12 protein-coding genes are annotated in these 13,514 nt (G+C 72.2%); 7 read left to right on the top strand and 5 right to left on the bottom strand.

Going from position 1 to position 13,514, the window contains the following annotated elements; all coding sequences use genetic code 11:
* Window positions 1–4: 4 nt before the first annotated feature.
* The 3 genes from ACIA8Q_RS28695 to ACIA8Q_RS28685 all read right to left on the bottom strand — a co-directional run bounded on the left by ACIA8Q_RS28695 (window position 5) and on the right by ACIA8Q_RS28685 (window position 3,376).
* A complete protein-coding gene (locus ACIA8Q_RS28695; protein ID WP_360212427.1) occupies window positions 5–934 on the bottom strand; it encodes a branched-chain amino acid ABC transporter permease in 930 nt (309 codons plus the stop codon).
* Between the two features lie 151 nt (window positions 935–1,085).
* Window positions 1,086–2,321 (bottom strand): branched-chain amino acid ABC transporter substrate-binding protein, encoded by a 1,236-nt coding sequence (locus ACIA8Q_RS28690; RefSeq protein ID WP_360212426.1) that lies wholly within the window; start codon window positions 2,319–2,321, stop codon window positions 1,086–1,088.
* A 590-nt stretch (window positions 2,322–2,911) separates the two neighbouring features.
* Window positions 2,912–3,376, bottom strand: a complete 465-nt coding sequence (locus tag ACIA8Q_RS28685; protein ID WP_360212424.1) for a hotdog fold thioesterase — start codon at window positions 3,374–3,376, stop codon at window positions 2,912–2,914.
* A gap of 328 nt (window positions 3,377–3,704) precedes the next feature.
* Between ACIA8Q_RS28685 and polA the strand changes: the two genes are divergently transcribed.
* The 5 genes from polA (at window position 3,705) to ACIA8Q_RS28660 (ending at window position 9,287) form a co-directional block, all read left to right on the top strand.
* Window positions 3,705–6,392: a DNA polymerase I gene (polA, locus tag ACIA8Q_RS28680; protein WP_360212492.1), complete on the top strand. Its 2,688-nt coding sequence runs from the start codon at window positions 3,705–3,707 to the stop codon at window positions 6,390–6,392.
* Between the two features lie 165 nt (window positions 6,393–6,557).
* Window positions 6,558–7,331, top strand: a complete 774-nt coding sequence (locus ACIA8Q_RS28675; protein ID WP_396317928.1) for a GNAT family N-acetyltransferase — start codon at window positions 6,558–6,560, stop codon at window positions 7,329–7,331.
* A 264-nt stretch (window positions 7,332–7,595) separates the two neighbouring features.
* A complete protein-coding gene (locus tag ACIA8Q_RS28670; RefSeq protein WP_360212420.1) occupies window positions 7,596–8,261 on the top strand; it encodes a hypothetical protein in 666 nt (221 codons plus the stop codon).
* A 268-nt stretch (window positions 8,262–8,529) separates the two neighbouring features.
* On the top strand, window positions 8,530–8,799 hold the full coding sequence (locus ACIA8Q_RS28665) for a hypothetical protein (protein WP_396317927.1): 270 nt from the start codon (window positions 8,530–8,532) through the stop codon (window positions 8,797–8,799).
* Between the two features lie 80 nt (window positions 8,800–8,879).
* The gene (locus ACIA8Q_RS28660; RefSeq protein WP_396317926.1) at window positions 8,880–9,287 is read left to right on the top strand and encodes a hypothetical protein; all 408 of its coding nucleotides are present in this window, start codon (window positions 8,880–8,882) and stop codon (window positions 9,285–9,287) included.
* Here ACIA8Q_RS28660 and ACIA8Q_RS28655 read toward each other — a convergent pair.
* Entirely contained in the window at window positions 9,277–9,711 is a 435-nt protein-coding gene (locus tag ACIA8Q_RS28655) for an ATP-binding protein (RefSeq protein ID WP_396317925.1), read from the bottom strand. The two genes, ACIA8Q_RS28660 and ACIA8Q_RS28655, sit on opposite strands and share 11 nt — an antisense overlap.
* A gap of 208 nt (window positions 9,712–9,919) precedes the next feature.
* On the opposite strand from ACIA8Q_RS28655, the gene ACIA8Q_RS28650 reads away from it, so the two are divergent.
* Both ACIA8Q_RS28650 and ACIA8Q_RS28645 read left to right on the top strand, forming a co-directional pair.
* Complete coding sequence (locus ACIA8Q_RS28650) at window positions 9,920–10,822, top strand: helix-turn-helix transcriptional regulator (RefSeq protein ID WP_360212490.1); 903 nt, start codon at window positions 9,920–9,922, stop codon at window positions 10,820–10,822.
* A complete protein-coding gene (locus tag ACIA8Q_RS28645; protein WP_396317924.1) occupies window positions 10,785–10,919 on the top strand; it encodes a DUF397 domain-containing protein in 135 nt (44 codons plus the stop codon). Before ACIA8Q_RS28650 ends, ACIA8Q_RS28645 begins: the two co-directional genes overlap by 38 nt.
* Window positions 10,920–10,980: 61 nt before the next feature.
* On the opposite strand, the gene hrpB is transcribed toward ACIA8Q_RS28645, so the two are convergent.
* A complete protein-coding gene (gene hrpB, locus ACIA8Q_RS28640) occupies window positions 10,981–13,509 on the bottom strand; it encodes an ATP-dependent helicase HrpB (protein WP_396317923.1) in 2,529 nt (842 codons plus the stop codon).
* Window positions 13,510–13,514: the final 5 nt, after the last annotated feature.

Below are 13,514 nucleotides of genomic sequence, written 5' to 3'. Positions count from 1 at the left end.
GTGGTCACGCCCTGTCCGCGACGCGCTCGCCGAGCAGGCCCTGGGGCCGGACGAGGAGCACGAGGATGAGGAGTACGAAGGCCCAGACGTCCTTCCAGGCACCGCCGCCGAAGAGGTGCATGCCGGGGAGGTGCTGGATGTAGCCGGTGGCGAGGCTCTCGGCGAGGCCGAGGGCGACGCCGCCGAGCATGGCTCCGTAGATGTTGCCGATGCCGCCGAGGACGGCGGCGGTGAAGGCCTTGAGGCCGAGCAGGAAGCCCATGCGGAAGTCGACCTGGCCGCTGCGCAGGCCGTAGGCGATGGCGGCGACGGCGGCGAACGCGGCGCCGATGGCGAAGGCCATGACGATGATGCGGTCGGTGTCGATGCCCATGAGCTTGGCGGTGTCGGGGTCCTGGCTGGTGGCCTGCATGGCGCGGCCGGAGCGGGTGCGGGTGACGAACCAGCCGAGGGCGAGCATGCACAGCGGGGCGGCGATGATCAGGAAGAGGTCGCTGCGCTGCACGGTGATGGAACCGAGGCTGAAGGGGTCGCCGGGGATCTTGGGGAAGACCCGGGCCTTCTTGGCGTCGGGGTAGAAGGAGAAGACGAGCTGCTGCAGGAAGATGGAGAGCCCGATGGCGGTGATGAGCGGGGCGAGTCGGGGGGCGTTGCGCAGGGGCCGGTAGGCGAAGCGCTCGGCGGCGACGGCGGTGAGGGTGGAGACCAGGATGCCGGCGATCAGCATCAGCGGTAGGGCCAGCCAGAGGGTGGTGCCGCCGGGGAGGGCGAGGTAGGCGGTCAGGGCGCCGAAGCCGCCGACCATGACGATCTCGCCGTGGGCGAAGTTGATGAGCTGGACGATGCCGTAGACCATCGTGTAGCCGATCGCGACGAGCCCGTAGAGGGCTCCGAGGATCAGGCCGTTGGCCAGCTGCTGCGGTAGGTCGTGCACCGCTGGGCCTCCGTTGTGCGTTCGGGGGTGTCCGCGTGGGTGGTGGATGTGGGGGCGCGCGGGGGCACTCGTGGCGCCCCCGCGCGCTGTGGTGCTGGTGTGTGTCCGGGTGGCCGGTGGGCCGGCCCTCGGTGGGCCGGCCCGGGGCGGGTCAGCCCTTGAAGGTGCCGGACTTCTCCACGGCCCACTTGCCGTCCTTGACGGTGTAGACGGTGAGCTGCTTGTTGGTGGTGTCGCCGAACTCGTCGAAGGAGACGGTGCCGGTGACGCCGTTGAAGGAGACCTTCTGGACGGCGTCGACGACGGCGGCGCGCGGGTTGGCGGGGAGCTTGCCGTTGTTGGCGCTGACGACGTTCTTCACGGCCTGGATGATGGCCCAGGCGCTGTCGTAGGAGTAGCCGCCGTAGGTCTCGTAGGCGTCCTTGTAGCCGCCGGCCTTGTAGTCGGAGATGAACTTGGCGGCGGTGGGGAGCTGCTCGACGGGCAGGCCGACGGCGGTGGCGAAGTCGCCCTGGCTCTTGGGGTTGAGCTTGATGAAGTCGCCGCTCTGGATGCCGTCGCCACCCATCAGGGGGATGTTGACGCCGGCCTCCTTGAGCTGGAGGGAGAGCGGGCCGGCCGCGGGGTACTCGCCGCCGTAGTAGACGGCCTCGGCGCCGGAGCTCTTGACCTTGGTGACGATGGCGGAGAAGTCGCGGTCGTCGGGGTTGACGTGCTCCTCGCCGACGATGGTGCCGCCCTGCTTGGTGAACTCGCCCTTGAAGGTGGCGGCGAGGCCGGCGCCGTAGGTCTTCTGGTCGTCGATGAGGAAGACCTTGGTCTTCTTGGCGTCCTGGAAGAGGTACTGGGCGGCGAACGGGCCCTGGACGGCGTCGGTGGTGGAGGTGCGGAAGTAGGACTTGAAGGGGCGCTTCTTGTCGCCGGTGGCCCACTTCTCGCCCTGGCTGAGGGCGACGCCGGTGTTGGCGGGGGAGACCTCGGCGAGGTTGGCGTCGTTGAAGATCTGCTGCATCGACTGGGCGACGCTGGAGTTGAGCGGGCCGACGACGCCGAGCACGCTGCTGTCGGCGACGAGCTGGGTGGCGTTCTGCTGGCCGGGGGCGGGCTTGGCGGTGTCGTCGAGGGCCTTGATCTGGAACTTGACCCCGGGGACCTCGTTGGACTCGTTGGCCTTCTTGACGGCGAGGTCCACGGAGTTGCGGATGCCGAGGCCGAGGGCGGAGAGGTCGCCGGTGAGGGGCGCGTCGACACCGATGGTGACGGTGGTGGAGCCGCCGCCGGTGGCGCCCCCGTCGCCGGACTTCTTCTCGTCGCGGGAGCCGCAGGCGCTCAGGCTGAGGGCGCCGATGACGGCAATGCTCACGACAACTGCTGCACGATGACGCACGGGGGTCCCCTTCGGTTCAGGAGGCGCCGCGCCTGAGTGGCGGGAGCCGGGGTGCGCGGAGGGCCTGGCCCAATCCGGTGGCGCGGTGACTGGCCGTGACTCTAGATGCCGTTGGGCGGCTCGGGCAGTGGTGCGGCGAGGCTGTGATTCTCTTGTTATGAGCACACGTAGCAGTTGTCTCAGCATGTGGTCGTTTCGGCCCGGCCGACCCAGTGATATCGGGCAGGTAAGGGCTGATCGGGCCATGTAAGGCCCAGAAATGGGGGTCACGGCTGGCTGCGTCGATAATCGGACATGAGTGTCCGATGTACGTGTTCCGACCGTGCACGTCCGGAATCCGGACATCAGGGGCGCGGTGAAGGGGTTCCGTGGTATTCGCGAGCCGCGGAACCGGCCGGCGCTTGGATTTCAAACTTATTACGCAGCGTTACAAAAATGGTATATCTGCGCGGAGCCCGCCGACCGCCCCCGGACATGCCGCCGCCCCCTTGTCTGGACCAACGCCTGCCCAGCAGGGCGGACGGTCAAACAAGGGGGCGGCCAAGGGATGTGACGGACGGTCGGCCCGGCTGGGCGGGGCCGATCCGGGGTCAGAGGTCGCGCAGCATGCAGGTCAGCCGGCAGCTGGTGATCCGCTTGCCGGTGTCGTCGGTGATCGCGATCTCGTAGGTGGCGGCGGTGCGCCCCTTGAACACGGCCGTCGCGACCCCGGTGACCAGCCCGGAGGTGGCCGAGCGGTGGTGGGTGGCGTTGAGGTCCACGCCGACCGCGTACCGGCCGGGGCCGGCGTGCAGCATCGCGCCGATCGAGCCCAGCGTCTCGGCCAGGGCGGCGGACGCCCCGCCGTGCAGCAGGCCGTACGGCTGCTGGTTGCCCTCCACGGGCATGGTGCCGACGACCCGGTCGCCGGAGGCCTCCACGATCCGGATGCCGAGCTTCTCGCCGAGGTGGCCGCCGGAGAAGGTGCCCGGATCGACGCCGAGCTTGGCGAAGTGGTCCAGCACGTCCTGCGGGACCTTCAGGACGGGTGCCGCGTCGGGGGCCGCTTCGGTCATGGGGGAGCTCCTGCCGTTCGGGGGTCGCGTCGTCGTGCTGCCTGTGATCGTACGACCGTCCTACTCGGGGGTAGCGGCGACGCCGGGCTGGCGTGGCGGCTCCGGCGCCCGTGCGGTGCCGCTGCTCCGGCCCGGTCGGCGCGGCGGCCTCGGCGCCCGGTCGGCGCGGCCGTTCCGGCCCGGTCGGTGCGGCGCCCCTTTTGTCGGTGCCGGGCCATAGGATCGGTGGCCGGTAGTGGAATCGGCAGGAACGGACGTTGACGTGGCTACGCAGAGTACGGACAAGGGCGCGACGGGTGGCGGCGGGGCCGGCCCGCGGCCCCGGCTGATGCTGCTCGACGGGCACTCGATGGCCTACCGGGCCTTCTACGCCCTGCCCGTGGAGAACTTCAACACCTCCACCGGCCAGCCCACCAACGCGGTCTACGGCTTCGCGTCGATGCTCGCCAACACCGTCCGCGACGAGCAGCCCACCCACCTCGCCGTCGCCTTCGACCTCTCCCGGCAGACCTTTCGCTCCGTCGAGTTCCCCGACTACAAGGCCAACCGCGCCAAGACCCCCGACGAGTTCCGCAGCCAGGTCGGCCTGATCGGCGAACTCCTCGACGCCATGAACGTCCCCCGGATCACCGCCGAGGGCTTCGAGGCCGACGACATCATCGCCACCCTGGCCACCGCGGCCGAGGCGGCCGGCTACGACGTCGACATCGTCACCGGGGACCGCGACTCCCTCCAGCTGGTCACCGAGCACGTCACCGTGCTCTACCCGACCAAGGGCGTCTCCGAACTCACCCGCTACACCCCGGAGAAGGTCGCCGAGAAGTACGGGGTCACCCCGCGCCAGTACCCCGACCTCGCGGCCCTGCGCGGCGACCCGTCCGACAACCTGCCCGGAATCCCCGGCGTCGGCGAGAAGACCGCCGCCAAGTGGGTCAACCAGTTCGGGTCCTTCGACGAACTGGTCTCCCGCGCCGACGAGGTGAAGGGCAAGATCGGCGAGAAGCTGCGCGACAACCTCGACTCGGTCAAGCGCAACCGCGTCCTCACCGAGCTGGTCCGCGACGTCGAACTCCCGCTCGGCGTCGCCGACCTGGCCCGCTCGGCGTTCGACCGGGACGCCGTCGGCACTCTCATGGAGTCCCTCGAGTTCCGCAACGCCAACTTCCGCGACCGCGTCTTCGGCATCGACCCGACCACCGGCGCCGAGGAGGCCGCGGCCGAGCTCGCCCCCGGCGTCGAGGTCGACGGCGAACTGCTCACCGACCCGGGCACCCTGGCCGCCTGGCTGCGCGAGCACGCCGCCGACGGCAAGACCCCGGTCGCCCTGGCCGCCGTCTACCAGTGGGCGCTCGGCGCCGGCGAGGTCACCGAGATCGCCCTCGCCGCGGGCGAGACGGCCGCCTGGTTCGACCCGGCCCTGCTCGCCGAGGAGGACGAGCGGGCCCTCGCCGGCTGGCTCGCCGACCCGGCCGCCCCCAAGGCCCTGCACATCGCCAAGCAGGTCATGCGCGCCTTCGCCGAGCGCGGCTGGACCATCGAGGGCGTCGTCGCCGACACCGCGCTCGCCGCCTACCTGGAGAAGCCCGGCCGCCGCACCTTCACCCTGGAGGTGCTCGCCGAGGAGTACCTGGCCCGCTCGCTCACCCCGGCGCCCGCCACCGAGAGCGGTCAACTCGCCTTCGACGCCCCCGAGGAGGACCCGACCGCGGGCGCCCAGGCGCTGATGCTCCAGGCCCGCGCCGTCCTCGACCTCGCCGCGCTCTTCGACACCCGCCTCGGCGAGGTCGGCGCCACCGGCCTGCTGCGCGACATGGAACTGCCCATCGCCGCCCTGCTCGCCCGCATGGAGCGCTACGGCATCGCCGCCGACCGCGAGTGGCTCACCGGGCTGGAGGCCCAGTTCGCCGCCGAGATCCAGCGCGTGGTCGAGGAGGCGCACGCCGCCGCCGGGCACGAGTTCAACCTCGGCTCGCCCAAACAGCTCCAGGAGATCCTCTTCGGCGAGCTCGCCCTCCCCAAGACCAAGAAGATCAAGACCGGCTACACCACCGACGCCGACGCGCTCACCTGGCTCGCCACCCAGACCGACAACGAACTCCCGGTCATCCTGCTGCGCCACCGCGACCAGGCCAAGCTGCGCACCACCGTCGAGGGCCTGCTCAAGACCGTCTCGCCCAAGGGCCGCATCCACACCACCTTCAACCAGATGGTCGCCGCCACCGGCAGGCTCTCCTCGCAGGACCCGAACCTGCAGAACATCCCCGTCCGCACCGAGGAGGGCCGCGCCATCCGACGCGCCTTCGTGGTCGGCGCGGGCTACGAGTCGCTGCTCACCGCGGACTACTCGCAGATCGAGCTGCGGATCATGGCGCACCTCTCCGAGGACGAGGCCCTGATCGAGGCCTTCGCCACCGGCGAGGACCTGCACACCACCGTCGCCTCCCAGGTCTTCGAGGTCCCGGGCGACGCGGTGGACGCCGAGATGCGCCGCAAGATCAAGGCGATGTCCTACGGCCTCGCCTACGGCCTCTCCGCCTACGGGCTCTCCCAGCAGCTCAGCATCAAGCCCGCCGAGGCCCAGGGCCTCATGGACACCTACTTCGAGCGCTTCGGCGGCGTCCGCGACTACCTGCGCCGGGTCGTCGACGAGGCCCGCGCCACCGGCTACACCGAGACCCTCCTGGGCCGGCGCCGCTACCTGCCGGACCTCAACAGCGACAACCGCCAGCGCCGCGAGATGGCCGAGCGGATGGCCCTCAACGCCCCCATCCAGGGCTCGGCCGCCGACATCGTCAAGATCGCCATGCTCCGGGTCGACGACGCCCTGCGCGCGGCCGGACTCACCTCCCGGATGCTGCTCCAGGTGCACGACGAAATCGTCCTGGAGCTCGCACCGGGCGAGCGCGAGCAGGTCGAGGCGATCGTCCGCGAGCAGATGGCCGGCGCCTACCCGCTGCGCGCCCCGCTGGACGTCTCGGTCGGCGTCGGCGCCAACTGGGAGGCCGCCGCGCACTGAGGCGCGCCGCGCATGGCGACGGGCCGCGTACTGACGCGCTCCGCGCAAGGAGACGGGCCCGGGCACCGGTCGTGCCCGGGCCCGTCGCCGTCCGTGCCGGTGGCCCGTCGGGTCCGTGGGGAATTGGACCGTGCGGCGGGTCAATCTCGTACTAGCGTAGGCGCAATGACAACGGGATCCCCTTCGACCGACCAGACCGTCTCCCTGGCCGAGGCGCCGATGCGTCAGGCCCGCAACTCCGCCGCCTTCTGGGCCGCGACCGGCCGAGCCCGGGGGCACGAGGTGATCCGGCGCCGCGGATTCCTCGCGGTCGACGGCGACGAGCGCGCCGGCCTGCGGATCCTGATCCAGGAGCCCGACCTCGACCCGGGCGAACTGGCCGAGCTGAGCGAGCTGGCCCGCCGGGCCACGGGCCAGGTGTACGCCGAGGATCCGTACAGCGCGACCTACCTGAACCACCTGGGCATGCGCAACTGGCAGATGCCGGTCATGCTGCGCCTGCCCGGGCCCGTCGGCGCACCGGCGCTGGACGTCCTCCGGGTACGGCGGCCCGAGGACCTCCAGGCGGCCGAGCGGGTCGTGATCGAGGGCTTCGAGCTGACCGGGTTCGAGCCCCACCGCCCGGGCGAGCTGTTCCCGATGGACCTGATCGGGCAGCCGGGCGTGGACGTGTTCGTCGCCTCGATCGACGGCGAGGCTGCGGGAGCCTGCGTCAGCGTCGTGGACGACGGTGTCGGCAGCCACTACTGGGTCGCCACCGCGTCGGCGTTCCGGTCGCGCGGCGTGGGGCGGGCCGTCATGCTCGGTGCCCTCGCCCACCTGGCGGACCTGCCGCTCACGCTCACCGCGTCGAAGCTGGGCCGCCCGCTGTACGAGTCGCTGGGCTACGCCGTCGCGTCGCCTTCGACCTGGTGGGCCTCTCCCGCGGCGGACGCGTAGCGGTCGGACCCACCGGCCTGGCGGTACCCGGGCTGCACGGGAAGTCGGCGGGGCCGACTTCCCGTGCAGCCTGATCGGTCGGACGATGTACCGCTCGGGTGGGATGCCGCGCTCCCGGGCGGCCTCGAACGGGCCGGAGGTCATCCCCGCCACGGCCGGGGCCGGCCCCCTGGGGCTGATGAAACGTCAGACACGTTGATCGCCGCCCGCATTGGCCGCGTCGGGACTCTGGTCGGTCCTGGTCGGCAGCCCTACGCTCCTGGTATGGCTCTGGATGGCGTCCTGCGCACCGGCCCCGCCTCGACCGACATCGTCCTGCGCGAGGGCGGCGGCACCCGGCGCACTGTGCTGCTGCACTGCCTGACGGCCGTCAGGAACGCGCTGATGGTGCCGGTGGCCCTCATCGTGCCGACCTTCCTGGCGGCGTTCTTCCTGTGGCTCCTCGACGCGGCCGGAGGCACCGTCGCCACGGTGGTCGGGGTGATCGCGGGGGTCGAGTACCTGCTTGCCGTCCCGGCGCTGGCCTGGATGGAAGTGAGCGCCGTCCACCGGATCGAGTTCGCCCCGCCCGAGGCGGCGGAGCGCTACCGGCTGGTTCGGGCCGGGCGCGCCGGCGACTGGCGGCCGCTGACCGAGCTGCCCGCCGTTCGGCTGGATCGCAGCATCACCGAGCCCTACGAGGGCGATCGCGCGCCGGCCGAGGAGACGCTCCTCGGCCGGCTGGACTTCACCGGTGGGCAGGTGGAGTGGAAGGCGCCCGCCGGCACCGACGCGGCGCTCCTGCAGGAGGCCCTGACCGCGCTGCTCGGCCCCGCCGGCGTCGAGGTCGTACTGACCACCAAGCGCAGCGTGCGGCCCAAGCCCTCGCCGGCGTCCTCCTCGCCGTGGATCTCCGGAGGATCGGGCTCGGCGAACGCGGGCGGCTGCTGAGCTGCTCGGGGCGGGCGGGCGTAGCGGTGCCGGGCGGCCTTGAACCGGGCCGGTGACGCGAAGTCACCGTGGGGGCGCTCCGTAATCGCCGGGCCGGTAGCGAAGTTGACCCTTCAAAGGTGCGGGGAAGGTCGAGCGGCAGGCTGGTGACAGCGGAAGGTTCGTGCGCGTAGCGTGGAAGGAGCTGGTCGGCAAGGGACCGACCCGACGGCGGCCGCGTGTACCCAGGGGACGCGACGGCCCCGGTCCCTGCGACTGAGGAGGCCGCATGTCCAGGGAAATGCTCTTCTACCGGGCCGACGACGGCCTGATAGCGACGGCAAGGCTCGGCACCGACGGCATCTTCGCCGAGCTGGCCGACGGAAAGCTCGCCCTGAACTGGACGCACATCGTGCCGGTGGGGCGTGAGCTGTTGTTCTACCGCGCCGGCGACGGCGTGATCTCCACGGGCCGGCTCGACACCGAGGGCATCTTCGCCGAGTTGGCCGAGGGCGGTCTGAACCCGGACTGGACCAGCATCACCGTGCTGACCGCCTGAGATCCGGCACCACCTCCGCCCGCTGAGGCCCCGACCGGTGAAGCTCCGCGGGCCGACACCCGGACCGCGCAGGAAGTCGGGTGGACCGACTTCCTGCGCGGCGAGCCCAGGGTGACGCTCCCGTCGCCGAGGCGGTGCGCGCCGGGGGCGGTCGAGTAGTCGGTGCCGGTGCCGACTTTCGAGGACCCGGTGGTGAGGGTGGCGGGGACCTCGAAGACGCCGAGGGCTTCGAGGAGTTCGCCGGTGTCGGCCTCGGAGCCGGGGCGGGGGTCGGCGAGGAGGGCGTCGAAGCAGTCGTCGAGGCGGATGACGGTTTCGGCGGGCGGGATGTCGAGGGCGAGGCAGACGGCCCGCGCTGCGGGGAGCGGCTGGCGCGAGCGACGGGCGAGGAGGGCGTAGGCCTCGGCGGGGGTGGAGTCGCGGGCGAGGGCGTGCCGGGCGAGGGTGAGGAGGGGAAGCTGCATCGCGGGCGCACCTTCAGGCGGTGACGAGGGAGAGGGCGGGGGACGGGGCGATGAGCGCCCAGACGAACTTGCCGACGCCGCCCGAGCGGGGGCAGCAACCCCAGCGTTCGGCCAGCTCGTTGACGAGGAGGAGGCCACGCCCGTGCTCGTCGTCGGGGGTGGCGGAGTGGACGGAGGGCCGGCCGGCGCCGGCGTCGTGGACTTCGAGGCGGAGGCGGTCGCCGATGACGGCGAACCGGACCTCGATCAGGCGGTCGGGTGGGGCGTCGGAGGGCTGGACGGCGTTGGCGAAGAGTTCGCCGAGCAGGAGCTCGGCGACGTCGGCGTAGCGGTCGCCGGATGGGAGGGCGGCGAGGTACGCCCGGAGGAGGTGCCGGGCGAGGGGCGTGGAGGCGGCACGGGGGTCGAGGCGCGCGGCGAAGGTGCGGGGGCGGCGGGTGGTGAGCATGGGGGGACCTCGTAGGGGCGGAAAGGGGGCGTGAGAAGGGGGGCGTGATGTCACGCTACGCATCCATAGGATCGCGTTCCGGTATCAATGATCGGCCGTCGGAGCTACGGTGACGACCAAATCGAGGTGCGGAGACCCGCAGCACCTGAGGGGAACTGGGATGTCACATCGGCGACTGGATAACGGGCTCACCTCGAGTCCGGCGGTGATGTTCGGTGAAGCGCTCCGTTTTGCGCGCGAGCAGGCCGGCCTCAAGCAGGAGGAGCTGGCTGCACTCCTCCACTGTCATCGGACGGTGATCACCCGGTATGAGGGCGGCAAGCGGCCCATGGATCGGGACATGGTCGAGAGAGCCGACGAATTCCTCGCCATGGGAGGCCTGTTGGTACGGCTTTGGGAGCGGGTGGACTGGCATGCGGATGTCGAGCACCCGGACTGGTTCCAGAAGTACGTCGAGCTGGAAGAGGAGGCCGTGGGGGTGCGGGTCCTCCAGTACATGCGCATGAACGGTCTGCTGCAGTGCGAGGAGTACGCCTATGAGATCTTCCGTCTCGGTGATGCCCGGAACAACCCGCAGTGGTTGTCCGAACGGGTGACGGCTCGACTGAGTCGGCAGGATCGCTTCCTGGCCGAGCATGGGCCGTCAATGATCGTGATCCTCCACGAGAGTGCGATCCGAACCGTCATTGGTGGACCAGGTGTCATGAGAAGGCAGATGGAGCACCTTCTGTCTGTGGGGGAGCGGACGAACGTGGCTATTCAGGTGGCGCCATTCGCGTTGAGGGCTCGGAAGTTGCCCAGTACGTCCGTGATTCTGCTTGAGATGCCTGATGGGAAGGAGTGGGTCTACTCGGAGAGCCTGTACCGAGGGCACTTCAGTGATGCTCCCGCGGTCGTGCAGGAGAGTCGCCGGGACTTCGACCTCGTCCGGGGGGCTGTACTCTCGATGGACGACTCCCACGCCCTTATCGCCGAAGCGATGGAGGAATATCGATATGCAGAACGCCGAGCTGAGCGGGGCGTTGTGGCGCAAGAGCAGCTACAGCGGGGACAACGCGGGCGAGTGCATCGAGGTGGCCCCAGGGTTCCCAGGCCTCATTCCCGTGCGTGACTCCAAGGACCCTGGGGGCGCTGCTCTCGTCTTCCCCGCCGACGCGTGGCAGTCGTTCGTGGCCGCCGTCCGCTGTGGTGAGTTCGGCGACGTGTGACGCGCCCTGCCGGCAGCAGAGGACCCCGCTACCCACCCGTGGGTCGCGGGGTCCTCTGCTGCTACTTCCTCGGGTTGGTGCGTTTGGTGGGTTCCGCGGTGGTCGGGTCCTCGGGCCAGGGGTGGCGGGGGTAGCGGCCCCTGAGGTCTGCTCTGACGGCTTGGTAGCCGTTGCGCCAGAAGCCCTCCAGATCGCCGGTGACCGCTGCCGGGCGGCCGGCGGGGGAGAGCAGCTGCACGGTGAGCGGTACTCGGCCGCCGGCGAGGGCCGGGGCCGCCTTCCAGCCGAACAGTTCCTGCAACTTGACGGCCAGCACGGGGCGTTCGGTGCCGTAGTCGACCCGTATCTTCGACCCGCTGGGCACGGTGATGCGTTCGGGGGCCAGCTCGTCCAGCCGCCCGGCCTGTCCGCTCGCCCAGGGGAGCAGGCGCTGGAGGGCTGCCGTCGTGTCGATCCTCGCGAGGTCGGCGCGGCGGCGGGCGCGGGAGAGCTCGGGTTCCAGCCACTCTTCGGCGCGTTCCAGAAGCGCGGCGTCGGAGACGTCCGGCCACGGGTCGCCGATGGCCGTGTGGAGGAAGGCGAGGCGTTCCCGGAGGTTGGACGAGAAGGTCAGCAGGGTGCTCACGCCCTCGCGGGCGAGGCCTTCGAGGATGGCGGCCCGCACGAGCGCGACCTCGGGCCGGTTGAGCGGCTTCTCGGCGAGTTCGATCGCGCCGAGGGACTCCACCCGTCGGGAGACGACTTCACCTCGCCGGGTGTCCCAGTGGACCTCCTCGCGGGAGCCGAGCAGGGCCGCCCCTGCCTGCCGAGCGGTGGGCTCGTCCAGTGCCGCCGCGTGCAGCACCCGCGCCGAGTGCGCGCCCGCCGGGCGGTCCGCCACCGCGACGGCGAGCCACGGCACGGCGCCGAGGCGGGTGCCCGGGGCCAGTTCGGCCGCCGTCCCCGACGCCATCAGGTACGGGCTGCGCTCGCCGGGTGCGGGCCGCTCGACCCGCGCCCTGGCGATCCGCTCCGGGAACGCCAGGGCGACGACGAGCCCGACGGCGGTCGCGTCGTCGAGCGCGGTGGCGGGCTCGTCGTCGGCCGCCCGCTGCAGCCGGCGGACTTCGTCGCGCCAGCGCCCGGCGTAGGGGTCGCGCGCCGAGCGCACCGCCCGCCAGACCGCCCCGAGGTCGTCCCCGAGCGCCCGCGGCGGCTCCTCCGACAGCAGGGCGACGACTTCGGCCGCCCGGCGGGCGCCCACGGCGGGAGCGCCGTCGACGAGTGCCCGCCCCAGTCGGGGGTGCAGCCCGGTGCGGGCGAGCCGGACGCCGCGCTTCGTCGCCCGGCCGTCGGCGGAGACGGCGCCGAGGGCCTGCAGCGTCTCCCGGGCGGCAGCCATCGCTCCGGCGGGCGGGGCGTCGGGCAGGGCGAGCCCGGTGGCGTCCGGGTCGCCCCAGCAGGCGGCCTGGAGCGCGAACGACGTCAGGTCGGCGAGGGCGATCTCGGGCGTCGGGAACCGTGCGGCGCGGGCGTCCTCCGCCTCGTGCCAGCACCGGTAGACCGTGCCCGGGGCCTCGCGCCCCGCACGCCCCGCCCGCTGGCGGGCCGCCGCGAGCGAGGCGCGGACGGTGACCAGGGCGGCCAGCCCCCGGGCGTGGTCGGTGCGCGGTTCGCGGGCGAGCCCGGCGTCGACCACGACCCGGACGCCGGGCACGGTGAGGGAGGACTCGGCGACGGCGGTGGCGAGCACCACCCGCCGGGAATCGGAAGGCGTCAGCGCCGCGTCCTGCACGTCCTGCGGCGCGCGCCCGTGCAGTTGCAGCACCTCGGCGCCGACGGAGCCCAACTGCCCGGCGACGCGGGCGATCTCGCCGACGCCGGGCAGGAAGCAGAGCACGTCGCCCTCCCGCTCGACCAGCGCCCGCCGCACGACGGCCGCGACGTGGTCGAGCAGCGCGAAGTCCACCCGGGTGCCGTGCGCGGGCCGGACGGCGCGCGGTGGCGGAGCCCAGACCACGTCCACCGGGTGGGAGACGCCGTGCGCCTCCACCACCGGGGCGCCGCCGAGCAGCTCGGCCCAGGCCTCGGTGTCGGAGGTGGCCGAGGCGCAGACCACTCCCAGGCCGGGCCGCAGCGCCGCCCGGACGTCGAGCAGGAAGGCGAGCGCGGTGTCGGCGTCCAGGTGCCGTTCGTGGCACTCGTCCAGCACGACCACGTCCACGCCGGGCAGTTCCTGGTCGCGCTGGAGGCGCTGCAGGAGCACGCCGGTGGTGACCACCTCGACGACGGTGTCCGGCCCGACCCGGCGCTCGCCGCGCACGGTGTAGCCGACCTCGCGGCCCACGGACGAGCCGAGCAGCCAGGCCATCCGCCGGGCGGCGGCCCGGACGGCGAGCCGGCGCGGTTCGGCGACCAGGACGCGCCGGACGGGCCGGCCGTCGGAGAGCAGCCCGGCCAGGGCGAGCGGCACCAGCGTGGTCTTGCCGGTGCCGGGCGGCGCGGCGAGCACGGCGGTGCCGGTGCCGTCCAGTGCCTCGTGCAGGGCGGGCAGGGCGGTGCGGACCGGAAGGTCGCGCCAGGCGGCCCCCGCCGATCGGTCGGGCAGCAAGCCGG

It is taken from the genome of Kitasatospora sp. NPDC051705 (assembly GCF_044453265.1).
Taxonomy (GTDB): Bacteria; Actinomycetota; Actinomycetes; order Streptomycetales; family Streptomycetaceae; genus Kitasatospora.
This window is presented reverse-complemented; position numbering and strand designations above follow the sequence as displayed.